Source organism: Rothia nasimurium (genome assembly GCF_928381415.1).
Taxonomy (GTDB): domain Bacteria; phylum Actinomycetota; class Actinomycetes; order Actinomycetales; family Micrococcaceae; genus Rothia; species Rothia nasimurium_H.
Genome location: NZ_CAKMSF010000005.1, coordinates 79,355 through 102,587, shown reverse-complemented (window position 1 = coordinate 102,587; position 23,233 = coordinate 79,355). Strand labels below are relative to the sequence as shown.

General features: G+C 59.9%; 17 protein-coding genes. 5 read left to right on the top strand and 12 right to left on the bottom strand.

Going from position 1 to position 23,233, the window contains the following annotated elements; translation table 11 throughout:
- Positions 1 to 206 precede the first annotated feature (206 nt).
- The 7 genes from L7A20_RS06945 to L7A20_RS06915 all read right to left on the bottom strand — a co-directional run bounded on the left by L7A20_RS06945 (position 207) and on the right by L7A20_RS06915 (position 6,333).
- Positions 207 to 1,511, bottom strand: a complete 1,305-nt coding sequence (locus tag L7A20_RS06945; protein ID WP_237222895.1) for a M18 family aminopeptidase — start codon at positions 1,509 to 1,511, stop codon at positions 207 to 209.
- 10 nt (positions 1,512 to 1,521) lie between these two features.
- The gene (locus L7A20_RS06940) at positions 1,522 to 2,649 is read right to left on the bottom strand and encodes a CPBP family intramembrane glutamic endopeptidase (RefSeq protein WP_237196653.1); all 1,128 of its coding nucleotides are present in this window, start codon (positions 2,647 to 2,649) and stop codon (positions 1,522 to 1,524) included.
- A 106-nt stretch (positions 2,650 to 2,755) separates the two neighbouring features.
- Positions 2,756 to 3,268, bottom strand: coding sequence for a hypothetical protein (locus tag L7A20_RS06935; RefSeq protein WP_237196651.1), 513 nt, complete (start codon positions 3,266 to 3,268; stop codon positions 2,756 to 2,758).
- Positions 3,258 to 3,917: a hypothetical protein gene (locus L7A20_RS06930; protein ID WP_237196649.1), complete on the bottom strand. Its 660-nt coding sequence runs from the start codon at positions 3,915 to 3,917 to the stop codon at positions 3,258 to 3,260. The genes L7A20_RS06935 and L7A20_RS06930 overlap by 11 nt, the downstream gene beginning before the upstream one ends.
- 118 nt (positions 3,918 to 4,035) lie before the next feature.
- Positions 4,036 to 5,337, bottom strand: a complete 1,302-nt coding sequence (locus tag L7A20_RS06925) for a glycosyltransferase 87 family protein (protein ID WP_237196647.1) — start codon at positions 5,335 to 5,337, stop codon at positions 4,036 to 4,038.
- 6 nt (positions 5,338 to 5,343) lie between these two features.
- Positions 5,344 to 5,811, bottom strand: coding sequence for a hypothetical protein (locus L7A20_RS06920; protein WP_237186279.1), 468 nt, complete (start codon positions 5,809 to 5,811; stop codon positions 5,344 to 5,346).
- A gap of 18 nt (positions 5,812 to 5,829) precedes the next feature.
- Positions 5,830 to 6,333 (bottom strand): DUF456 domain-containing protein, encoded by a 504-nt coding sequence (locus L7A20_RS06915; RefSeq protein WP_237196645.1) that lies wholly within the window; start codon positions 6,331 to 6,333, stop codon positions 5,830 to 5,832.
- Between the two features lie 199 nt (positions 6,334 to 6,532).
- On the opposite strand from L7A20_RS06915, the gene L7A20_RS06910 reads away from it, so the two are divergent.
- From L7A20_RS06910 to L7A20_RS06900, 3 genes are all read left to right on the top strand, one after another.
- Positions 6,533 to 9,373, top strand: coding sequence for a multicopper oxidase domain-containing protein (locus L7A20_RS06910; protein ID WP_237222894.1), 2,841 nt, complete (start codon positions 6,533 to 6,535; stop codon positions 9,371 to 9,373).
- A gap of 141 nt (positions 9,374 to 9,514) precedes the next feature.
- Positions 9,515 to 10,132, top strand: coding sequence for a lytic transglycosylase domain-containing protein (locus L7A20_RS06905; RefSeq protein ID WP_237222893.1), 618 nt, complete (start codon positions 9,515 to 9,517; stop codon positions 10,130 to 10,132).
- Positions 10,133 to 10,295: 163 nt separating this feature from the next.
- Complete coding sequence (locus L7A20_RS06900) at positions 10,296 to 10,697, top strand: cupin domain-containing protein (RefSeq protein WP_237222892.1); 402 nt, start codon at positions 10,296 to 10,298, stop codon at positions 10,695 to 10,697.
- 110 nt (positions 10,698 to 10,807) lie between these two features.
- Here L7A20_RS06900 and L7A20_RS06895 read toward each other — a convergent pair whose 3' ends face one another.
- From L7A20_RS06895 to L7A20_RS06880, 4 genes are all read right to left on the bottom strand, one after another.
- Complete coding sequence (locus L7A20_RS06895; RefSeq protein ID WP_237222891.1) at positions 10,808 to 12,301, bottom strand: DUF1846 domain-containing protein; 1,494 nt, start codon at positions 12,299 to 12,301, stop codon at positions 10,808 to 10,810.
- Between the two features lie 77 nt (positions 12,302 to 12,378).
- Positions 12,379 to 13,110, bottom strand: a complete 732-nt coding sequence (locus L7A20_RS06890; RefSeq protein ID WP_237222890.1) for a glycerophosphoryl diester phosphodiesterase — start codon at positions 13,108 to 13,110, stop codon at positions 12,379 to 12,381.
- Between the two features lie 134 nt (positions 13,111 to 13,244).
- Positions 13,245 to 13,556, bottom strand: a complete 312-nt coding sequence (locus tag L7A20_RS06885) for a hypothetical protein (protein WP_237222889.1) — start codon at positions 13,554 to 13,556, stop codon at positions 13,245 to 13,247.
- Between the two features lie 3 nt (positions 13,557 to 13,559).
- Complete coding sequence (locus L7A20_RS06880) at positions 13,560 to 14,687, bottom strand: hypothetical protein (protein ID WP_237222888.1); 1,128 nt, start codon at positions 14,685 to 14,687, stop codon at positions 13,560 to 13,562.
- Between the two features lie 220 nt (positions 14,688 to 14,907).
- On the opposite strand from L7A20_RS06880, the gene L7A20_RS06875 reads away from it, so the two are divergent.
- Entirely contained in the window at positions 14,908 to 18,021 is a 3,114-nt protein-coding gene (locus L7A20_RS06875) for a PD-(D/E)XK nuclease family protein (protein ID WP_237222887.1), read from the top strand.
- Complete coding sequence (locus L7A20_RS06870; RefSeq protein WP_237222886.1) at positions 18,018 to 21,524, top strand: UvrD-helicase domain-containing protein; 3,507 nt, start codon at positions 18,018 to 18,020, stop codon at positions 21,522 to 21,524. The genes L7A20_RS06875 and L7A20_RS06870 overlap by 4 nt, the downstream gene beginning before the upstream one ends.
- Positions 21,525 to 21,615: 91 nt before the next feature.
- On the opposite strand, the gene L7A20_RS06865 is transcribed toward L7A20_RS06870, so the two are convergent.
- A complete protein-coding gene (locus tag L7A20_RS06865) occupies positions 21,616 to 23,220 on the bottom strand; it encodes an McrC family protein (RefSeq protein WP_237222885.1) in 1,605 nt (534 codons plus the stop codon).
- Positions 23,221 to 23,233 lie beyond the last annotated feature (13 nt).

Genomic DNA, 23,233 nt, shown 5'->3' with positions numbered 1-23,233 from the left:
CAGGTTACACAGGCTCACGCTGGATGGAGCCCAGCAGATTCCGAGCGCGCGAGGAAATAAATCTGCGGGCGCAATAGGCGCAAGCCTGACCCTCACGCCCCGCCTAACGGCGGATTCCGTTCGCTCTTATGTGCTCGCGCGCTCGCACCCGCTCACTTCATCCAAGCCAGCAGCTTCGCTGTGAACCTTCGTCGCTTCTTTCCGCGTTAGACCCGGTAGAACCCCTCAATCGCGCGGGTCAGGTGGGCCATGTCGGCTACGGTGGTGAGTTCGCGGGCCGAATGCATGGAGAGCAGCCCGACGCCAACGTCCACGGTGCGCATGCCTAAGCGGGTGGCGGTGATGGGACCGATAGTGGAACCGCAGGGCACATTGTTGTTGGAGACAAACTCCTGGTAGGGCACCTTGGCCAGGGCGCAGGCCTGGGCGAAGATTCCGGCGCCGACGGCGTCGGTGGCGTAGCGCTGGTTGGCGTTGATTTTGAGCAGGGGCCCGCCACCGGGCACGGGGCGGACGGTCGGGTCATGGTGCCCGGCGTAGTTGGGGTGCACCAGGTGGCCAGCATCCGAGGAGAGACAGACCGACTCAGAGATGGAGCGGCGGTAGGCTTCAGCGGACTCGCCGCGGGCTTCGGAGAGCCGAACCAGGACGTCCTCAAGGAAGGGCCCGGCGGCCCCGGAGCGCGATTCTGAGCCGATTTCTTCGTGGTCAAAGGCGGCGAGCACGGCGGTCTGGGCCGACTCTACCCCGGCCTCGGCGTAGCGGATGAGGGCGGTGAGGCCTGCGTGGACGGAGCTGAGGTTGTCCAGGCGGCCCGACGCAAAGAGCTCGTCGTTTTCACCGAAGACGCGGGGTTCGGCGGAGTCGGCGAACATGAGGTCGTAGCCCACGATGGTTTCGGGGTCGATGGGCCCGCCCTCGGCACGTTCGGCCAGGTAGGCGAGCACGTCGCCGGTGGAGTCGCCGAAGCCCCAGACGGGGTAGAGGTTGCCTTGCTTATCGAGTTTGAGGCCCTCGTTGGCGGCGCGGTCCAGGTGGATGGCGAGCTGGGGGACGCGGGCGATTGGCCCGGTGGCGACCAGGTGGGTTTCGAGTGCCCCGTCGACCAGGATGGTGAGACGCCCGGCCAGGCGCAGTTCGCGGTCCAGCCAGGAGTTGAGCAGGGGGCCACCGTAGACTTCAACCCCCACCTGGTTCCAGGTCAGGGTGCGCACCGAGGACTTGGGCTTGACCTTGAAGCCGGGGGAATCGGTGTGAGCCCCCAGCACCCGGTAGCTCTCATGCTGAGCACTACCGGCCCAGGCGATGATGGCACCATCGCGCACCACGAAGTGCTTGCCGGTCGCCGCTGTGCTGCCCCAGGCGTCCTGCTCACTCAGCTCGGTGAAGCCGGCGGCGGTGAGGCGGCGGGCGGCCTCGGCCGCCGCGTGGAAGGAGGTGGGGGACGCGGTGACGAAGGCGGCTAAATCATCAATGTTGGTTCGGGCATCAAAGGTCTGTGAAAGAGTCATAGACCACATTTTACCGGACAGGCTGCGACTCTTCAGGGTGGCCTTCCTTGACCCAGACCAGGGCTGGGCGGGTACGTTCTAGCCCGCGACGGTTCGCCGCCCAGATAACGACCAGCACGAACAGGCCGTTCGACACCAGCGACGAGATGAACATACCCACGGTGGAACCTTCCTGCAGGAAGGGGTCGGCCATGCCCAGCACACCGAAGCTCATGGCCAGCAGGTTGTTGACCACGTGTAGGGCGATCGCCGCTTCGAGCCCGCCGGTGCGCCAGGTGATGTACCCTGCAGCCAGGCCCATGACCAGCACGGAAAGCTGGCCCCACAGGTCGTAGAGGTGCCCCAGCATAAAGAGCGGGGCCGGAATCACGATGGCCCAGGCGGGGTGTTTGAGCCAGCGGCCGATGGTCTGCATGAGGTAGCCGCGGAAGACCAGTTCTTCTGCGTAAGCCTGCACCGGTACCACCAGGGCGATAGCGACCAGCATAGCGATGAGGCCGCTCACCGGCAGGGTCGTGCTGGGAACGTAGCGGGCCCCCAGGGCCGTATCAAAGGCGAGGGGCAGGGCCACAATGAGCAGGGCGGCTATCCCAAAGCAGGTAGCCAGCCAGCCCCAGCGCATACGCCCGGCGACCGAGTGAATCAGGCCCCAGGGCTTGGGTCCCAGGATCAGGCGGGCAACCCAGAGGGCGGGGAACATGAGGGCTACAGACCCGAACAGGAAGACGAACGTGGCGGGGCTCCGCAGGGCCTCTTGTTCAAGGATTCCCGGGCTCGCAGCGAGGATGAGGTAGCTGGGGTCAGCGGGCAGGGCGGGGTCAAGACCCAGTAGGAGCACGAAGAAGAAGGCGACAACCAGTAGCAGAGAGAGCACCAGGTAGAGTGGCACCCCGATGACAGCTTCGACCGGGGGCTTCCACCAGGCACCTTTAGGGTCGGCGTGGGAGAGCCGGTGGTAGCCCAGGTTCTGCTTCTCCTGCCGATAACCGGGGCGCCAGCCGACCGGTGGCAGGGGCACCGGGTTCGGGTGGGTTGCTAGCGGGTGGGCGGACGCCGCCCCGTAGCCCGGTGCCGCAGCCTGCGGTGGATTGGGGGCGGGCGTCTGCCAGGGAATACGAGGCTCGTTGGGTGTGCTCATGCCTCTACCCTACAGGGCATGTTTACAGAGAAAACCGAGGAAGGGCTTTCTTACACAGGTCTAACGCTCGAGAATTTTAAGCAACCGGTTAAGCGATTCAACTGACTCAGCATCTGAAGACGCGCTCAACGAACCCTGGATTCCTTTTTCGGTTAACGATGCCTTGACGCTCGTTCACCTGCACCAGCACCTTTTCGACATCAAATAAAACGAATTGCGCTCCCCGAGTCGGCAAAAGCTTGCCAAATCCCGGGTAGTTCCACGATAGCGTCCTCAAGCTCAACCCAGAGGGAACAAGAACATCAATCTGAGCTCGGCCTCGTACCCACCGATGATTCTGCCCACTTGCATTATGTCCATCTACAGAAAATCCAACCCGGTCAAGAGCCTCATAAAACTCGGAGACATTTGCACGACGAGCTCTCACATCAAGTACAACGTCAATGTCGTTTGTCGCCCGCGCGCCAAGGTGCTGTCTTTCTTCAAGAAGAAGTCTCATGAGACTTCCACCGGTTATTGCCCACCCGTCTGGCATTTGGAGGGCAATATCAAAGAGGGCCCACCAGGTCTCTTTTTCAGCTTCACTAAGAGCATTGATTTTAACGACGTTAGTCTCCATGGCTTAGTCCTTGTTGCATTACTTGCTCAAAGAGTTCTCGTGCACGAGTTTGTGAACGAGGAGTAGCATCCTCATAGAGGTCAGCGGCAATATGCAAACGTGAGATGTTCTTAGGTACATCCCCTACTCTGAGCCGCACATTATGGTGTGCTTTTGTTGCGGGAGATAGAGAGTAGAAAAGTACGATATCTTCTAGCTGTTCCCTGGATACGTAGGCGTCAACGAGAGTTCCGTTTATTCCTGCTATCGGATTACTAACGCCGGTGAGCTGTGAAGCAAGCTCTTGAGAAAGTTCAGCAATCTCCTGGTGGGAGAGCAAGAAGTACTGCACATCGAGATCTGTTCTACGAGCAAAACCAAGAAAACTGCTAAAGCCTTCTACTTTTAGCTGTTGAAGTCTTTGTTTAGCCCGGTGCTTGCGCTGAGGTGGAAGTTCTGGGGAAAAATTGTCAGCAATAAGAGCTAAGTCGTTAAAAGCCCGAGTTGAGAGGGGGCGACCAGCAGATAACTTTTCAGCAGATGAGGGATCTTCTTCGATAACCCACTGATTTCCAAATTTATGTGCCTTTATCAGCCCCCGCTGAGCTTTGGCTCGCACTGCCCTGGGGGTTATGCCTGCTTTTTGGGAGTAAGCTTCAACGGTTATCATTCCATAATTGTACTGCCTCCGGCACAATTATGGAATGTCTCTCCGTCAGGCTCCACTATCAAAGCACTAAATTGTCTCACTCCCCTAAATTTCAGGCGTCCTCGTGAAAACTTGCACGTCACACGGCCTTGCGGGCAGAAAGATAGCTGGCAAGCACCCGCCGGTAGCGCACCGCAACCGCGACCCAGAGCAACACCGCTGCGGTGAGGCAGATGATGGGGGCAGAGGACACCGCCAGGGCCGCCTGGCTGAGCTCGTCGAGGTTGTGGGTGGTGGGGTCGAGGCGAATGCCGATGCGCATAGGCCCGTAGATGAGCCCGGCGAAGCCGATGATCGTTAGGGCACCGGCCAGTAGGCGGACAGCGCGGGGGACGAGGGTGAAGAAGGTGGGGAAGGCGTCCAGCCAGAAGGCGGCAATCAGCAGGGGTAGCCAGATGTTGTGGTGGGACCAAGAAATGGGCGACATGGCCATCATGAGAAACCCGTTGAGAGCTATCTGGGAGAGCACCATGCCGCGGCGGTACAGCACCGGAATTAGGTAGGCTACGCCCACCAGCAGGGCCAGAATAAGGCCGTAGCGCAGGGCTGAGAGCAGCGGCCCTTCAGCAAGACCCAGGTGCAGAAGCCAGCCCAGGGTGGAGATGTTATCGACATAGGCGATGTTGCCCACGCGGGAGGGGTCTGAGATAGCGAAGAACCAGAATTCGCGGGCGGTGGCGGGCATGAAGATGAACCCTGCCGCGACCGTGGCTGCGAAGGTGGCGCCCAGGGTGAGCACCCCCTTGATGTCCCGGCGCATGAGCAGGATTAGGCCGAAGGCTAGCGGGGTGAGTTTGATACCGCCAGCGATACCGATGAGTACACCGCGGGGCACCCGGGTGGCTGGGCGGAGCAGGTCGATGAGCACCAGCAGCAGGATTAGGGCGTTGATTTGGGCTAGGCCAATACCTCGGTCCCAGGGGCTGAACATGGTGATGCAGGTAGCCATCACTACAACCGTTGAGCGGCTACCCAGCAGGGCCTCGCCGGGGACGGTGATTCCGCGAGCGCGCGCGTGGTTGAGAATCAGCACCGAGATCCAGAGGGCTGCTAGGACGGCCAGGAGGGTCATGACCCCGGCACCGGTCCAGAGGGGCAGGAAGGCGAAGGGGGCGAAGACCATGACCGCAAAGGGCGGGTAGGTGAAGGGCAGAGTGATGGGCTGCCCGTCTTCGAGGTAGTAGTTGTAGAGGGTTTTACCGGGGTAGAGGTCGCCGAAGACTACGCCTGCGCCGGTGCGGTAGACCTCGAAGTCTTGGCCGTTGAGGATCATGGAGTGGCGGATGTGCCACTGCATGACCGCTATGAAAAAGATGCCGGTGAGGGCCGGCCAGATGATGTGCCGGGCGGGCAGGCGGGTGGTGAGGCTGAAGAGGGGCACCTGGGGCTACTTTTCGGTGGGGGTTGCGGCGTCCTGGTCTGCGGTCTTGCGGACGGCTACCAGGTTGGTGCCGCGCTTGGTTTTGGCGCGGCCGGGTAGGCGTTTGGCAGGACGCTCCTCGGCGGCTTTCTTGGGCAGGGCGGCAATGCGCAGGGCGAGTTCGAGAACGAGTAGGCCAAGGGCTGCGTAGAAGACGTAGTAGGAGGGGTAGAAGTAGTAGAGGCTAGCGCTCCACCCAGCGATGGTGGCGCCCAGGGCTACAACGGCGAGGGCAGCGATGATGATGTGGGCGAGGGGGAAGGCACCGTTGTTTTCTTTGTTGCGCCAGGTGATGTAGATGGCCATGAGCGCAAAGAGCACGGGGAAGAAGATTTGACCGGAGAGGGCCATGGTGTCTTCGGTGTAGCGGAAGATACCGAGGGCCTGGACGATGGCGGTGGCGGCAAGGATGAGGGAAGCAGGCAGTGTTTTCACGGGAAACCAGTCTACCGGCTAGGCGGTGATGAAGTAGGTGATGGCGCAGATAGTGAAGATGGTGCCGGTGGTGAGGGCTGCGGCGAGTTCGATGAGGATGCCGATGCCCATTGATTTGAGGGCGGCCAGGGTGCTGCGTGCTGAGGTGGCGATATCGCCCTGGCTGCGCACGGTTTCGCTGAGCAGCAGGGCTACCGCGAAGCCGACGAAGAGGCCGATGACGGGGATTACGAACATGCCGATTACCGCGCCGAGCACGCCCCAGAGAATAGAGCGGTTGGGAATGGCTCGCTGTTTGAGGGTCTTGCCGGTGAGTAGGGCCTGGGCGGCCATGCCCGCAATCATGATGGGAAGGCCTAGGCCGAGGAGCCACCAGCCTTCCGGACCGCGCAGGGTAAGCCCCCAGAGCAGCACGCCGCCGAGCACGGCGAAGGAGCCGGGCAGGATGGGGTAGACGATACCGACGATACCAACGGCAATGAGGACGACGGCGATAAGGGTCATCACGATAGCTAGGGTCATACTGTTCAGTTTACCGGTGCGGTTACTGGCAAGCATTGGGCATGCCGAAGCCTATTGGCCGGGGCTGGCGTGAATTGCGACGAGCCCCCAGGCGAGGAGCAAGAGGGTCGATAGGCAGAGGTATGCCCAATGCTTAGCTATCTCATCGTAAAACCACACTGATATAATCAGCATTACGCATACAAGTTTTGGAGTAGAGATGCCAGATAAGGACGCCACCCCCCGCCCCGGTTACCGCGAGCAGCTGACTCTGGGGGCGCGTCCGCTCGATGCCCCCGGCGCACCTATCACCGACCGGCAGGCCCGCGATATCGCCACCGGCCGCCGCACCTGGCACCGCAGGGCTTCTAAGCCGGTGTCCCTGTGGATGTTCGCCCTGTTCATTGTGCTCATGACCCACCGGTGGATTCCAGAGTCTCTTTGGCTGATGGTTCATATGGTCACCCTAGGTCTCATCACAAACTCGATTCTGGTGTGGTCCCAGCATTTCACCGAGGCCCTGCTCAAGCACAAGCTCCCCGACACCGCTCGACCGGTGCAGCTGGCCCGTATCTACGCCCTCAACGCCTCGATGGTGGTGCTGATGGTGGGTGTGGTCTTTTCTCTCTACCCGCTGACGGTGCTCGGATCGGTGGGCGTGGGCGCTGCGGTGGCCTGGCACGGGGTTGCCCTGCTACAGCAGATGCGTGCTGCCCTACCTGCCCGCTTTGGGGTGACGATTCGCTACTACATTGCGGCCTCCTGGCTGCTGCCGGTGGGCGCTACTTTTGGTGCCCTGCTGGCCTATGACGGGCTGAGTGCCACCTGGCACGGTCGTCTTTTGCTGGCCCACGAGGCTATCAATGTGCTGGGCTTTGTGGGTATCACGGTGGTGGGCACCCTGATGACCCTCTGGCCGACCATGCTGCGCACGGTCATGGTGCCGGACGCCGTTGCCCGCTCCACCCGCGCCCTGGCAGGCCTGTGCGCGGGGTTGGGGCTCACCGTGACCGGTGCCCTGGCAGGTCTCACCTGGCTGGCTGTTACCGGCCTGCTGCTCTACGCCGGTGCCCTGGGGCTAGTTCTTGCCCTCATGGTGCGCACCGCTGCCGCCAAGAAGCCTGCCGACTACGCAACCTTCTCGGTAGCTGCCGGCATGGTCTGGCTGACCGCGGGCGTCCTTTTCTCTGCCTATCTGGTCGCTACCTCCCCCTTTGATTCCCTGACCCTGCGCCCGGTCACCCCCATATTTGTTGCCGGTTTCCTGGCTCAGACCCTGCTGGGTGCCATGACCTACCTACTGCCCGCCCGTATGGGCGGCGGCCCCAAGGCCGTCCGCGCCGCTAACAAGGAGTTCAACCGTTTCGCTGCGGGCCGCACCGTCATGGTCAACCTCTCCCTGCTCATCTTCATCCTGCCGGTTTCCCTCACCGGCTCTTGGGTGCGCACCGGCGCCTCCCTGCTCGGAGCCTTTACCCTCTTCGCCTTCATCCCCCTCATGATGCGCGGGGTGCGGGCCTCCGTCAGTGCGCGCAAGGCCATGATTCAGGCCCGAGCCCGCGGCGAGGCGCCCACCCCCGACCCCGAGGCGCTCGCGCCGACTCCCGTACCCCACCTGCGCAATGCCCTCATCGGTGCCCTGGCTGTGGCTCTGATCGTAGCCCTAGGGGTCGCGGTTGACCCGGCGGCCCGCGCCCGACTTGCCGCGCCCACGTCCGCCGGGATCGCCACCGGCCAAACCACCACCCTGGCCGTCGAAGCCACCGCCGACATGCGCTTTACCCCCGATACCGTGGAGGTGCCGGTGGGCAACCGCCTGGTCATTGAGGTCACCAACACCGACACCAAGAACGCCCACGACCTGACCTTCTCCAACGGAACCTCCACCGGCCGCATCGACCCCGGGGCAACCAAGAGCGTGGACGTCGGCATCATCACCGGTGACCTAGAGGGCTGGTGCTCGGTTGTCGGGCACAAGGCCATGGGTATGACCTTCACGGTGGTAGCAAGCGGGGCGGACGCCGCCCAGGCGGGCACCAGCGCCGCCGATAGTTCAGCCCACGCCGGGCACAGCACCGGCGGGTCGACCGACTCAGTACTAGCCCCCACCGATATTGACCTGCAGGGCGATATCTCTGAAAGCTACCAGACCCGCGACGCCACCCTGGCTCCCGTAGCCGACGGTGAAAGCATCGACGGCCGCACCGTGCACCGCCAGACCCTGGATGTGCAGGAACTCCCCCGCGAAATTGCCCCCGGGGTCAACCTCAACGCCTGGACCTTCAACGGCTCCTACATGGGCCCCACCCTGCGCGGGCGCGTGGGCGATATTTTTGAAATTACACTCGTCAACAACGGGAGCATGGGGCACTCGGTAGACTTCCACGCCGGAACCGTCTCCCCCGACGAGGTTATGCGCACCATCGCCCCCGGTGAATCCCTCACCTACCGCTTTGAAGCCGTGCGCTCGGGCATCTGGCTCTACCACTGCTCCACCATGCCCATGAGTACCCACCTGGCAGCGGGCATGTTTGGGGCAGTCATCATCGACCCCGCCGACCTGCCCGAGGTAGACCGCGAATACCTGCTGGTGCAGTCAGAGGTAGCCCTCACCGAAGCTGCCGGTAGCCAGAATCCCGCCGCGGAGCCGGGCGAGGGCGTCCTCACCGATATCTCGCCCGAGGGGCTGGCCGCTGGCACCCCTACTCTCACCCTCTTCAACGGGCACGCCACCCAATACCTACGCGACCCACTCACTGCCCGCGTCGGCGAGCGCGTGCGCATCTGGGTACTCAACGCCGGGCCCAACGGTGAGCTGAGCTTCCATGTGGTCGGCAGCCAGTTCGACACGGTCTATAAGGAGGGTGGCTACCTGCTACAGGGCGGCGTAGACCCATTTGGTTCCAGCGGGGGCGGCGCCCAAGCCCTCGACCTTTCAGCCGCCCAGGGCGGATTCGTTGAGATGGTCTTTACCGAGCCGGGCACCTACACCTTCGTCAACCACAACTTTGCCGCCGCCGAACGCGGGGCCCGCGGGCAGATCACCGTCGCCGGCAGCTAGAGCTGGCTTAAAGTCGCGGACGCCGCCACCAGCGGGCATCTGGCAGTAGCCCCCAGTGCCGGGGTTGGGTGCATCACCCTAGGGCGTGTAGGGCAGGTGAGCACCTGACGGGTAGGAGAGTTTTCAAGTAGTCTTGACCTGATGACAAGTGAACGCACCAAGCCCAATCTAGCCCTGCGCATCGGCGCAGGACTGGTCGCGCACTGGCAGATTGTGGCATCAGCAGTGCTGATGACGGCCGGTGTCGTGGGGCTTTCTGCTACCTACGAGGACTACTGCGGGCAAACCGACCTGACCTACGCCCCCACAGAACTGCGGGACGATATTGAAGCTGCAGCCCAAGTTTCTGGCTTCCGGGCAGGCGTTCTGGCAGCCCAGCTAGAAACCGAGTCAGGCTGGGTCACCACCGCCCAGTCCCACGCAGGCGCCCACGGTCTAGCCCAGTTCACCCAAGACACCTGGGACATCTGGGGCGAGGGCGATATCAACAGCCCCGAAGACTCCATCGCCGCCCAGGGCCGCTACCTGGCCTACCTTTCCGAGCGCCTAGCCCCCTATGTATCGGATGAAGCTTCGCTTCAGGATATTGTTCTAGCTGGCTACAACGCCGGGCCCGGCGCAGTCGAGGAATTCGGCGGCATCCCACCCTACTTTGAGACCCAGAACTACGTGGTCAAAATTGACGAGCTCGCCGCCACTAAATACGCGGTCACCTGCGCGCCTGACCCCGAGTTCAAGCAGGCTACCCTGGTGCGCTAGGAGAGCCGTAAAATACATATGGGGCTCAGCAAAAGGTTCTGCAGGCTCGCGCTCACTGCCGACCCTCTCGCCCGGTTCGCTAGCGCTCACAAGGCGATTCATGCCAGCCCCATGCCAGCAGCTTCGCTGCGAGCCTGCTTCACCAAACCCTCAGGAGGACCCCATGACCGCATCATCCGTTCCCTCAGATCAGCTCTTCCCGCAGGGCAAGCCTGCCCCTGCCGGTTCTTTCACCGGCCAGGCCTATATGCACCCCCTGGCACCCAGCAGCCAGCTACAGTCGCTTGCCGTCACCTTCGAGGCTGAAGCCCGCACCAACTGGCACACCCACGACGTCGGCCAGCTCATCGTGGTGACCTCCGGCATCTGCGTCTACCAGCTCGAAGGCCAGGAGCCCCAAACCCTCACACCCGGTGAGGCCTTCTTTTTCGAACCGGGCGTCAACCACTGGCACGGAGCCACCAGCGACGGGCCCATGACCCACATCGCCGTCACCCCCTTCAACGAGGACGGCGAATTCGTCAACTGGGGCGCCCCCGTCGACGACGCCACCTACACCGGCTAGTACCCCGGGTTCCTCCCCCGTCGTTAAGCGTAAAACCCCGCAGTTAAGTGCGGGGTTTTACGCTTAAGTACGGGGTTAAGTGGACCTTAGACCTCAGGACGGCGGGCAGCCTAGCGCTTCTGGTAGAGGGCCTTCTTCTGGAACTTGGGGTCAGAGGTAACCAGCATGCCCAGGGAGCGGAAGACCCCCTCGTCCACCGAGCCCAAAATGGTGGTGGTGTGTACATCAGCCCCGCGCAGGTTTTTCAGTTGCTCCAGGGCCTTGCGGGCGTCCTCGTCATGGGCTGCCGAGGTTGAGAGGGCAATCAGCACCTCGTCGGTGTGCAGGCGGGGGTTCTGGCTGCCCAGGTGCAGGGTCTTCAGGCGCTGGATGGGTTCCAGGGCCTCGTTCGACAGCAGGTGCTTGTTGTCGTCCAGGCCAGCCAGGTGCTTGAGGGCATTAAGCAGGGCAACGGCCGAGCAGCCCAGCAGGTCGGTGGTCTTGCCGGTAATGATGGTTCCATCTGCCAGCTCGATCGCCGCACCGGGGGCGCCGGTGGTCTCTTCGCGCAGGCGGGCGGGGGTGACGACCGGGCGGTCGGTTGCCTTGATACCGGCCTTAGCCATGACTACGGCGGCGCGATCTGACTGGGTAGAATCCAGGCCGCCGCGGGCCTCGTCCACCAGGGCCTTGAAGTAGCGGCGGATAATCTCCTGCTCAGAAGCGTACCGGCAGGCAGCATCATCGGTGATGCAGTTACCGGCCATGTTCACACCCATATCGGTGGGCGACTGGTAGGGGGTGGTGCCGGTCATCTTCTGCAGCAGCACCTTGAGCAGGGGGAAGGCCTCAACGTCGCGGTTGTAGTTGACGGTGGACTCGCCGTAAGCGGTCAGGTGGAAATGGTCGATGACGTTAGCGTCATCCAGGTCAACCGTGGCTGCTTCATAGGCCAGGTTGACGGGGTGCTCTAGGGGCAGGTTCCAGATGGGGAAGGTCTCGAACTTGGCATAGCCTGCCTTCACACCGCGCTTGTTCTCGTGGTACACCTGCGACAGGGCGGTTGCCAGCTTGCCAGACCCGGGGCCGGGGGCGGTAACAACCACCAGGTCACGGGTGGTTTCGGCAAACTCGTTGCGGCCCAGGCCGTCCTCGCTCACAATCAGGTCGGTGTTGGTGGGGTAGCCGGGAATGACGCGGTGGCGGGAGACTTTCAGGCCCAGGCGCTCTAGGCGCTGCTTGAAGGCAACAGCCTTGGCGTTGTCGTCCTCCATCTGGGTAAGCACCACGTGCTCGACCAGAAAGCCGCGGTCGCGGAAGACATCGACCAGGCGCAGCACGTCGTCCTCGTAGGTGATGCCCAGGTCAGCACGGATTTTGTTGCGCTGCAGGTCTTTGGCGTTGAGGCAGATAAGAATTTCTACCTCATCGCGGATTTGCTCCAGCATCGCAATCTTGTTGTCGGGTGTGAAGCCGGGCAGCACACGGGAGGCGTGCATGTCGTCAAAGAGTTTGCCACCCATTTCGAGGTAGAGCTTGCCGCCTATTTCTTCGCGGCGCTCCTGGATGTGTCGAGACTGCATCTCGATGTACTTCTCACGGTCAAAACCAATTTTGTTCACCATGGAATTCAAGCCTATCAAGACCATGGGTGCGAGCGCCCGCGCCCCGACCGCGTGGCGGCGGTGAGAGCGGGCACGCTTTACTCCTCTAGGTGCAGTAGCCGCTCGGGGTAGTCGGTAAAGACACCGGTGGCGCCCCAATTTTTCAGCTCGTTGGCGCGAGCGGGGCTGTTGACCGTCCAGACGTTAACCTCGTACCCGGCTTCACGCAGGGCGCGGACGGTGGCGCGGGTCAAGCCCCGGTCTTCTAGGTGGGCCGCGCTAGCATCGATGAGTTCTAGCACGGAGCGCCAGTCGGGCTGGAACATCTCGGTGACGAAGAGAGCCCCCACCGCATACTGCGGGGCGCGGCGCTTAAACTCGGCCAGAAGCAGGTGATTGAAGGAGGAGACGATTACCTTCCGCTCCGGCTGCAGGCGGGCCAGCTCGTTGATTACCCGGTCAATCAGCAGGCGGGAGCGCTCTGCCCCCTGCTCGTTGGATTTCAGTTCGATATTGAGGTTGAGCCCGCGCTCATTGGCCAGGTCGATGAGCGCTGCCAGGGTGGGCACCGGCTCCCCCGCCGTGTCGGGCGAGAACCAGGCACCGGCGTCCGCCCCGGAAAGCTGCTCGGCAGTGTAGTTGTAGAGGGGGCCGGAAAGGTTGGTGGTGCGGTCAAGGTCAGTGTCGTGAATCAGGACGGGCGTGCCACAGGCGGCCAGATCAACGTCGGTTTCGATCCAGGTCGCGCCGGAGTCGGCGGCGGCGGTGAAGGCGGCAAGGGTGTTTTCAGGGCAGGTTCCGGACGCCCCGCGATGAGCAAAAATACGCATGACACCAGTATGGGGTAGGGAGGTTAACGGGAGGTGGAGCAAGCACCCCAACGCGAATGTGCCACTTATTCCCGAGTGTGGGGGTCTAGCTGCCCCGCTCGGGAATAAGTGGCACATTCACGAAAAGGGCCGGTCTAGAACCCCGTCTTGATTGGCTCCTCAAGCGGCCCGTAGGAGCGCAGGTGCTGAATAATGGGTACGTCGCAGAAACGGTCGTGGTCTTCGAGCATTTTTGCTAGCGACAGCACATAATGCCGGGGGCAGAAAGTCTCAAATTCCCCGGCTGCCTCGCCAGAGTGGGGAAGGTACTCCAGCCGGTACTCCACGGTGTCAGTACACACCGAGTCATTCCAGGAACAACGTAGATTGCCGCCATCTCCTAGGTCTTCAATGCCCGGAATGAACGAGCCGTGGTCTAGTTTCTGCTCGGTCAATACTGTGGTCATGGCTTAGCGTCCTTCCTCAAGTTCAGCGTGTAGGGCAGCGATGTCAGCGGCGAGAGCATCATCGGAAATCACGGTGTTCTCATCGAGGTAGGCTCCCCAGCGGCGGTTGAACATCTCGGTCTTCTGCAGGTCCAGGTGGGTGTAGTCGAAGTTGCAGACCTCAAGCACGGTCATTGCGCCGTCCTGGTCAATATAGAGATGCAAAATGGCGTTGTCAGGCGGTAAGAGCAGCACCATAGGCAGGCCGGGGGCTCGTACAGCCAGCCACACGCCGTCCTCAAAATCTTCGTCGCGGGCAGGGGTCAGCAGGGGTGCAGCCCGGTCGTAGCTGAGCACCGCGAAGGAGTTAAAGTGGGTGATTTCCTGACCGTCCAAGCGGAAACCCAGGTAGGGGCGGACGGCGCGCTCTTCGCCCTCTCGAGTCAGCCTGAGGGTGTAATCATCGGCGGTAGCATCTGCGGTGATGGCATGAATAGGGTAGGTAATTTTGGGGTCGTCAGGGCCATGGTCTGCGTCGGTGTTAACGCTCTCAAGAATCAGGTAATCCTTACCCTCAATCTGAGGAATCAGACCGGTATTAACCCTGTAAAACTCCCACCCGCGGCTCTGATGAGGGGTGTGCTGCTCCAACCACGCTTTGATGCCGCCCCTGCCGTACAGGGAGCCGATAGCAACGTAGCGGTCATCAAATTCGACGATGTTCTTTTCAACGCGGTTCAGCTGGCTGGTGAGATCAGTGCCGCCGAAGCGGTTGTCGTTCGACGCCGGGTTAGCAGCGCTTGCTGCAGCCAGGTGCGCCTCAGCGTGTTCTCGTAGGACGGCGTCGAACCAGTAGGTCTGAAAGAGCGGGTTTTCAACCTCGAGAATATCGAGGCTCCCTCCCAGCGGGTACTCGTAGCCAAGGATGGAGAAATCCCAGGGTTCACCGTCTTTCGTAGACTCCCCCAGCGTCGTGCCGGGAACGACGCGCAGCACGTAGGTGTGGTCGGTGCCGTCAGGGAAGGACGCCGTGAGTTCAAGACGGACAGGGGCGTTACCGCCTTCTTGAATGAGGTCTGCCAGAGTCAGGTCAGTGCCGTAGGGGTAGCGGTAGTTGATGATGTTCTCTTCGAGGGTTTCGAAGGTCAGCATAGTGCCTCCCGGTGCGAGTTGGAGTCGAGTGGTTCCCTGCTTTTAGGGTATCGCTGTGATGGGCACTACGGCGGGTAAGGACGCGCCCGAAAAGGTGCATAAGTAAGCGAATACTGCGCGTAAAAACTCAAGTAGATAACGTATCGAGGTTTGGCTTCGCTATATAAGCCCACGATCTACAATATATGTAACGCACCTCATGTCATTCTAGGGAGATTCCATGACTAACCTACCCCCCAACATTCGTATCGATTTCGGTTGGGAGCTAGACGCTGTTGCATCCACCGGTAAGTCCCTGAACCAGGTCACGGTAGGGCCGTCAGGTCTTATTGCGCTTCTGGCAACCCGACTCGGTATGAGTGGCGCGGACGAGAACGAGGCACAGCGCGTCCTCCGCTATCATCAAGCACTCAAAGACCAAATAGCTGAAAATCCCAACACCTGGTATGCGGAGTCTTTCTCGGTCAATCCCTGGGGGACGGCTCGCAAGCTGCTTGCCCTCCGTGATTTTCTTGCCCGGTACGGCTGGCAGCCTGTTGAAAACATAAGCCCCGACGCGTCAGAGCGTCTGCGTGCAATTAATGCTCTTGAGCTTGCCTTAGCTCGCGAGCCCGGGTGGCTCACTCATTTCTCCAGTATGGCAAGCGCCGTGGCCCAGCGTCTTGAAGAGATGGCAGGTGACCCTGCCCGGGCTTGGCCTCTCGGCATCGGTTCGATAAGACTCCATGCCTGCGCTGGGTTCCCTGCAGAAGAGAGCAGTCATAGTCCCCTGCTACCCGATGTTTACCAGAATATTCTGGCTTCCCTTAAAGCCCTAGGGGTTGAGGTCCAGCAGGCAAGACCCCAGAAAAATCTGAAAGATTTTAGGCTGTATTCAGCAGCAACTGAGTGGGAGGCCGCCACCGTAGCGGCCCGCATTATGGCTAGTCGTGCGGACAGTCCGACAGCGGTTCTTGCAGGTTCCCCAACGGATATTTTGGATCGGGAACTGACCCGTCGGAATATTCCCCAGCTGGGTGCGCGCACCGCTGAGAACCGTGATGTCGTCGGGATTTTTTTGGCGGCAATTTCCCAGCCACATGATGTCCGTTCCCTCCTCGATTTTCTGCTGATGAGTTTCCCCTCCATGGATCGCACCCGGCGTTGCCCGGTAGTTTCCCCCGGGGTTACGGGTGCTTTTATTGAGGCTCTGAGCCGGGAGCCTGGGGTGGGTGGCCCTGCTTGGAAGGCTGCGGTGGCTCGGTTCGACGTTGGCCCGGAGGGGGAAGACCCTTCAAGGCGAAAGGCGCGGGCAAGTAACGCTGAGCTGGCGCGTACCCTCGATGACATGGTGCGTGGCCAGTTTGAGGGCCAAGTTCTTGCACTTGATCTGAACACTCCCACCGATAAGCCCCTCAACAAAGACCTTGTTATAGACCGTTTGAAGTGGTTGAAGAGGCGACTTAACTCGATTACCCGCGTACCGGGTAGCCCAGCCCAGGACGCGGGCGGGGAGGCCGTTTCGCTTAATCTTGAGCAGGCGGCAGAGGGCAGCGCCCAGCAAGTTTCCACCTCTGAGAGTGGAACAAAACTTACCGTGCCAGCTGAGTTACAGGCTGCCCTTAACCAGGTCACCACGGTCATTGAAGTACTCACCTCAATGCCCGATGTTACGTCGCGGGTGCTGATGGAACTGGTGAAATCCACTGTTGATTCCGGCCGTCTTCGGCTCAGTGCCCGAGCAGCTAATCCGCAGGTAGTTGCAGCAACCGCCCCTGCCGCTCTTGAGGGGCAGGACGATGGTTTCCTGCTCTGGTGGGCCCCGTTCGATGAGACCGTTAACGTGGACTTTCCCCTGATCGATTCTGAGCTTGAGACCGTTAACAGCCAGGGCGGTTTTAGCTTCCCTACTGCCCAGGGTCTTGCCCGCCTGACCCTGGTTGCCCAGCAGTCAGCTATCGAAAAGTTCAGTACGGTTCTTGCTGTTTACCCTGAAACCCGGGCGGGTGAGACCGTACACGAAGAGATAGAACTGGCGTCCCTGGTTTCCTTTATCTGGCAGTCTGCGCATGAGGGGCAGGGCCCTATTCCAGAGATGGAACCAACTCCTGTTGATAGTTTCTTCTCTGACCCCCGTCCGGCTGTCCAGGATGAGGCGCATACGGTACTCTGGCGGCTAGATGGCGAGGAGCCGCTTCCGGTTTCCCTCCCCGCTGCAACCGAGTTTGAGGTTCCCGACGAGGTTGAGTTTGAGGTTAACTTCAATGCTGACTTGCTGCCCGAGGCGCTCTCCCATTCGCAGATGACGAAGCTGCTGTCCCGTCCTTTCGAGTGGCTCCTGGAATACCCGCTGCAGGTTAAGGAGGCCGATAGCGCTAATGTCCCGACGGGCAACCGTATGGTGGGTACCTTTATGCACCGTATCGCTGAAGAGATTTTCCGGGAACAGCAAGGGGAATCGTCTGAGCCCGTCCTGGTGGTTGCTACTCCTGAGCTGATTGGGCAAAAGTACGATGAGTTACTGCCCATCATGGCAGCTGAACTCCAACTTCCTGGTTCCCTGCGCGAAAAGAATCTGCGCCGGGAGGAAGTCGTTGAATCCTTGAGCACCTTCTTTGCCCTCCTTGCTGAGCAGGATATCCGCATTTCTGCAATGGAGGCTCCCCTCGGCGATCAGGAGCTCGGCAACAAACAGGGTTTCTGGCTGGATATCCCCGTTGGCAGTGGCGAGCACCGGGTCCTGGTCAATGGCTACCAGGACGTCGTCGTCCAGCTACCCGGCGGAGATGGCAAGCGCCGGGGCGTGATCGACCTCAAGTACTCGGGATCCTCAACACAGGCCAAGAAGTTCCCTGGCTACGTTGAGAAGGGGGAGGCCACACAGTTAGCGACCTACGCAGCAGCGGTAGAAAACGCAGGGCTGGGGCAGGCGATGGACGACGTCCCCCTCGGCTATTTCCTCCTCAAGCAAGCTCAGATGCATTCTGCGTCTGAGGAATTCCAGGGCGCTCTCGAAACTAGCCGGAGCACGTCCGAGCTCTGGAACAGGCTCATCCGGCACCTGGGTATGGTCTTTGAAGACCTCCAGGAGGGCAGGGTCTACAACATTGACACCTACCGAACTGAGCTGAAGCAGCGGATTGACGTGGGCGTCACCGCCAAGGGCCGCACCAAAGAAGCAATAGCTCTCAAAAAAGAGCAGGCCCGGCAGATTGAACTCGATGATTTAGAAACCCGCTCTGAGGGGTTCACACAGCGTCTTCAGGCTGTCAAGGATGAAGGCTTCTACCCCACCAACCACAACCAGTACCCCAATTACTCCACTATTACCGGCCCTAAGGGAGACCTCCGATGAGCTCGATTGACTACTCAAAATTCACAATTTATAGCGCTTCCGCGGGGGCTGGGAAGACCCATACGATTATGGAGCAGCTGGTCACCCGTCTTGAGAGCGGCGCAATTACTCCGTCTCAAATTATTGCTACGACCTTCACCAAAAAGGCTGCCGCCGAACTTCGAGGGCGCCTGCGCAAGGAGCTGTTTAAAAAACAGCTTCTCGTGAAGGCCCAGGAGTTACCTTCTGCCCTGATCGGTACCGTCAACTCGGTAACCGGTGAGATTGTCAAGATCTTCTCCATTGACGCTGGCCTTGACCCGGACTTGTCCGTCCTGGACGAGGACTCCCAAAAAGAAGCCTTCCGCATCGCCACCGAGGAAGCCCTCTACGCGGTTGAAAGCAAAAACCGTGAGCTACTGGAATCCCTGGGGTACGAGAGAGAATCCAAGAGCTTCGCCGACGGAACCTGGGAATCTGCCGTCCGCCGAATCTGCGAACTAGCCCGAACTAACGATATCGGTGCTGACCAGCTCCGGGCTTCTGCTGAAGCTAGCTGGAAGTCCCTTCACGAGGCCTTGGGCGATGCAAGCAAAGAGGACTTCGGTCACCGCTATTTCCAAGAATGCTTACCTGCTCTAGAAGAGGCTGTTGCAGCAGCTGAAGAGGTCCTTCACAACCTAGAAGCAAACCCGAAAACAACGAAAGGGTACGCACAGGATCTCGAAAGAGCCTCTAACACCGTCCAGAAAGCTCAAGCCGGGCTCGCCAAAGCACAAAAGGCCCAAGCTGAGTACCCCTCAGCGGACTTGGCGCGTAGGGATGAGATTCTTTCCACCCCCTTTATCAAATGGATTCATAACGCCACCCAAAAGGTCTTCAAAACTACTCTTTCTGACCGGCAATTTTCACTTGAAGTTAGTGCCTATCAGGAAGCAAGTTTCCATGAGCTGGTAAAACAGGCAACGCAGCTTACTTTTGAGGCCGCAGCTGACGCCCTCGTCGCCTACGAAGACTACAAGAAGGCTAGGGGCCTCATTGACTTTATCGACCAGGAGCACCTGGCCCTCAAACTTCTCCGCGACAAAAAGGAAGTGCAAAAGTCTATCGCTGACCGATACAAGATACTCGTCGTCGATGAATTCCAGGACACCAGCCCCCTCCAGCTGGCCGTCTTCATGGAGTTAGCCAAGCATGTAGATGAGGTGATGTGGGTAGGGGACCCCAAACAGTCCATCTACCGCTTCCGCGGGGCTGATCCGGAACTCATGAATGCAACGCTCGAGAAACTGCTGGAAATTACCAACAACCAAGGTGGTGAAACTGAAGATCTTATCAGTACCCTAGGCCTCTCATACCGTACCAGCCAGGTCCCCCTGGAGTTCAGCAACCAGGTTTTCGCGCGCGCTCTTGTACCCCACATTGTCCTTGAACCCGACAACGTGATCCTCATGGTGCCCGAAGAAAAACTGGCTGATGGTTCGCAAGTAGGCGGTGAGGTCCAGATTTGGCGCCCGACCCCTGCTGAAGGCGAGGATTCCACTCAGCAAAAAGCCGACGTCTTCGATTTACTCGCAGCCGGTATCGCCGAAGAGATTGCGGCCCAGGGCGAGAAGCAAGTCAGCCGGGCCGTGCTCGTCCGCTCCAACGAGGACGTCCAAAAAGCACTTAACTCCCTCACTGCCCTGGGCATCCCGGTAGCCGGTGACCACTACAACCTGACACAAACCCGGGAGCTTCTTGCCCTACGCGCCGCCCTGGCCTACGCCCAGGACGCTTCAGATAGCAAGGCCCTCATCGAACTCATCGGCATTCTCCCGGACCACCCCGCCCATCAGACCTGGCTCAACGACCTGGCAGCCTGCCCCAACAAAAATGCCCGCTGGGAGCTATTTAGCCAGTGGGGCAGCCACGAAACCCTCGCTGGCCTGCGGGCACTCTCCGCCTACACCGGCGTCCTTGCTCCCTCCGACTTCGTCCGCCGAGCCATCGACGCCCTTGACCTGCCCCGGCTCATTTCCACCTGGACCAACCCCCGCATCCGCTTTACCGCGCTCGACGGTGCCGTCCAGGTGGCCGTAGCCTACGAGGAGAAAGCCGCAGCAGCCGGCCGGGTTGCCTCCCTCCAGGGCTACCTAGATACCCTAAATGGCGGCAAGGACGCCCCCACCTCCCGATTCCCCCAGCAGAAAAACTCGGTCACCGTCATGACCATGCACAAGGCTAAGGGACTCGAATGGGACCACGTTTACGTTGCCATTACGGAACATGAGGCTGGCGGTAAATTCTTTGCTGGCGGGTCCTGGGTTGACGAAGCTTCAGACCTCGATCTCGAAAACCCGCTCGCAGGCCGCTCCATCTGCTTCTGGCCCATAGGCTTCAAACGGGGCTCCAATGCCTATAAACGTCTGGGGCCCCAGCTTGAAACCCACAAGACGCAGACCACCCGGCTTGACGCAGAAATCGCTGAAGAACAACGCCTTTACTATGTGGCCCTCACCCGGTCAAAGAAGCGTACCGTGATAGCGCAAACCAGTGATTTCCTCAAGACCATGCCTGAGTTGTTCTACGGCCGTCCTGATGGAGGCAAGGTAGAACTGCTCTTCGGCCTGGGCGACGAACTGCCCAGTCCAGGCACTAATCAGCCTACAGAATCTACCCAGGGTTCATCTGAGCGTATGGTCCTGCGGCACAACCCAGCCTACGAGTTCCCAACTCCGGCAGAAGGGGAAACTAGGCTCTGGATTACGGCCAAGGCTGAATCTGAAAAACAAAAATTGGTTCCTTCAGTGCCCGTGACCCTCCGCTATTTTGGGCAGGCCGCAGAAGCACTTGTCCCGTCCACTGACCGTCCCCTCACCGCAGCCCTCGAGGACGGCCGGGCAAAGTCCTCAGAGATCGCCGGTGACTTCCTACCCGCTCGTTTTGTGGCGAGCATGGTGAAAGCTACCGAGGCGCAGAAAGCCGCTGTTGACGTCGTCTTGGTGGGGCCCCCGCTCGGCCCGGCCCTGATGGATCATGGTGGGCAGCATTGGGACGCGGTGGGTAACGCCGTCCACGGTTTTTTGGCCCTGCCCCTCAAGGGTCTGAGCGAAGCGGATCAGCTCAATATTGCCCAGAGCATCATTGACCGTTGGGGTGTAGGTGGCGCTATCTCTTCTGGGCTACTGCTTGACGCCGCTCGCCGCTGGAGGGATTGGGTTGAAGCCGAGTACCCGGCTGCTGCTGGGTGGGAGGAACGTACAGAAGTTCCATTCACCTGGAGCAACGACTCTGGCCAGTCAGTGTCTGGGTGGATTGACTCCCTGTTGATCCGCCCCACTGCTACCGGGGTTGAGACTGTGGTGATTGACCATAAGACCTTCCCAGGTGAGGATCCTGAGAGCAAGATCAAGAACGATTATGTCGGCCAGATGGGCATCTACTCTCGGGTGATTGAAGACCTGACGGGGGCGGCCCCCTCCCGGGTCCTGATGCACCTGCCCATGAGGGGTGAAGTCTGGGAGATGGTAGGGCTGCTGTAAACCAGCAAGCGAATGTGCCACTTATTCCCGAGTGTGGGCATCTAGCTGCCCCGCTCGGGAGTAAGTGGCACATTCGTTAGGATTTACCGGGTTAAGAACCGCTCAAGAGCTCGGAGATGTGGCTTCTGTAATCCTCACTCAGAGTGAAACCAGAGCCCCCTGGGCTGGGGAAGGGCAGGGAAAGGACGCCAATACGATGCCAACTTTCATCCTCTTCTGTCTCGACATAACCGTAACCAGGAGGCGGTAATAACAGGCAATTTTCTTTTAGAGTCAAACTACGCCAGGCAGATCGTTGTTGGGGATAGACCAAAAATGCACTACAGCCCATCCGGTAGGAGTAGGTAGTGAGCTGGTACTGGTCGCCCATGCCTGCTTCAGTAATTGAACTCTTGGCAAACTTGTATTTAGCATCAAAAACCACTGTTTGTTGCTCCTTGGAGACAACAATATCGGGTTTCTTAGGGCTTCCCGTATGGCTCTTCTTATCCTTGTTTGCGTAGTAGAGGTAGAGCTTCTCCTGCTCATGAACCTTAGCCCCTGTGATACTTCGCTGCATGTAACCAGCAACAATCTTTTCCCACAGATCGCTGGTGGTGTATTTGATGTTGGCGATGACGCCTCCCTCTGTGAGGGGTTCTTCAGCACCGATACCGAACTGTTCACTGATGATTGCCCGTCCCAGGAAGTAGGCCTTCTTCAGGTCTGTGCTCAGCCGAGCTAGTTCATTAGCGGCAATTCTGCTCGTCAGGAGTGTTGAAGGCTGAATCAGGCGGACATCTCGAATGTGGGCATCAACTTCAACAGCGGCGTCCAGGGTTCTTTGGTTGTTGCTGGTGGCAGCAAGCTGGGTAGCGGCACGAATGACCTGCCAGATGTAACTATCGGTTGTGAGAGCATCAAACTCACACAGGATAGGCATCCGTCGCTGGACTTTACGGTCAACGAGCCCTCTTGGCACCATGCGTCCCCGCACGAACCCCAGCTCTTCCTGAACAGGTAAGAAGGTGGGTTTACGGTGGCGAACAGCTTCACGGGCATAGCGTACGAACTGGGCGTAAAAAACTTCACGCATAGCAGGAATATGGGGGAAAAGATCCATACCTGATGGTGGGAAGTCGCGGTGACCAGCAACCCTGCTGGGGTGCTGGTCGTAGTGGGAGAGCATGTCCCACATGAACTTGGCCTGGTCGTCCTCTAGCGACTTGAGTTCGACTTTGCTGTGATCTTGTCCAGGCGCTGCAACCTCCTCCCAGAGGGGATCTACCTCGCCGTCTTCCTCGTCGTCTACCTCGTTTTGTTGTTTTACTTCTGTTACGAGCTCAGTTTCTTGGGTGTCCTCTTCAAACTCGGGGGAGTTTGGGGTGGCGACAGCTAGGCATCTAGCCCATTCGTCCGAAAGTTGGAGGGTGTCCATCTCGTAGAGGTAGCTGTGCCAAGTATCTTTCCCCTCGTGCTCTGAGGTGCTGAGGTCTGGGAGGGTACGCAGGAGCTTGAAGTCTTTCTCCTTGCGGTCTTTACCCTCGTCGAGCCACTCTTTTCGAAGTTTCTTGTAGTCTGACCAGACTTTGGGGAGGACGTGCAGGGTAAGGGTGGTTGGGCCAGTGGGGTTTTCTTCCCCCACCAGCCTCAACACGGTGATTCCTATACCGTTGCCCCTACCGCTCACACGAAAATAACGTAGATTGTCGGGCATATTTTCTCTTATT

Excerpts from the sequence above, each read along its gene's own strand:
- L7A20_RS06945 (WP_237222895.1), bottom strand. The coding sequence starts at position 1,511 with ATGACTCTTTCACAGACCTTTGATGCCCGAACCAACATTGATGATTTA.
- L7A20_RS06940 (WP_237196653.1), bottom strand. The coding sequence starts at position 2,649 with ATGAGCACACCCAACGAGCCTCGTATTCCCTGGCAGACGCCCGCCCCC.
- L7A20_RS06935 (WP_237196651.1), bottom strand. The coding sequence starts at position 3,268 with ATGGAGACTAACGTCGTTAAAATCAATGCTCTTAGTGAAGCTGAAAAA.
- L7A20_RS06930 (WP_237196649.1), bottom strand. The coding sequence starts at position 3,917 with ATGATAACCGTTGAAGCTTACTCCCAAAAAGCAGGCATAACCCCCAGG.
- L7A20_RS06915 (WP_237196645.1), bottom strand. The coding sequence starts at position 6,333 with ATGACCCTAGCTATCGTGATGACCCTTATCGCCGTCGTCCTCATTGCC.
- L7A20_RS06910 (WP_237222894.1), top strand. The coding sequence starts at position 6,533 with ATGCCAGATAAGGACGCCACCCCCCGCCCCGGTTACCGCGAGCAGCTG.
- L7A20_RS06905 (WP_237222893.1), top strand. The coding sequence starts at position 9,515 with ATGACAAGTGAACGCACCAAGCCCAATCTAGCCCTGCGCATCGGCGCA.
- L7A20_RS06900 (WP_237222892.1), top strand. The coding sequence starts at position 10,296 with ATGACCGCATCATCCGTTCCCTCAGATCAGCTCTTCCCGCAGGGCAAG.
- L7A20_RS06895 (WP_237222891.1), bottom strand. The coding sequence starts at position 12,301 with ATGGTGAACAAAATTGGTTTTGACCGTGAGAAGTACATCGAGATGCAG.
- L7A20_RS06890 (WP_237222890.1), bottom strand. The coding sequence starts at position 13,110 with ATGCGTATTTTTGCTCATCGCGGGGCGTCCGGAACCTGCCCTGAAAAC.
- L7A20_RS06885 (WP_237222889.1), bottom strand. The coding sequence starts at position 13,556 with ATGACCACAGTATTGACCGAGCAGAAACTAGACCACGGCTCGTTCATT.
- L7A20_RS06880 (WP_237222888.1), bottom strand. The coding sequence starts at position 14,687 with ATGCTGACCTTCGAAACCCTCGAAGAGAACATCATCAACTACCGCTAC.
- L7A20_RS06875 (WP_237222887.1), top strand. The coding sequence starts at position 14,908 with ATGACTAACCTACCCCCCAACATTCGTATCGATTTCGGTTGGGAGCTA.
- L7A20_RS06870 (WP_237222886.1), top strand. The coding sequence starts at position 18,018 with ATGAGCTCGATTGACTACTCAAAATTCACAATTTATAGCGCTTCCGCG.
- L7A20_RS06865 (WP_237222885.1), bottom strand. The coding sequence starts at position 23,220 with ATGCCCGACAATCTACGTTATTTTCGTGTGAGCGGTAGGGGCAACGGT.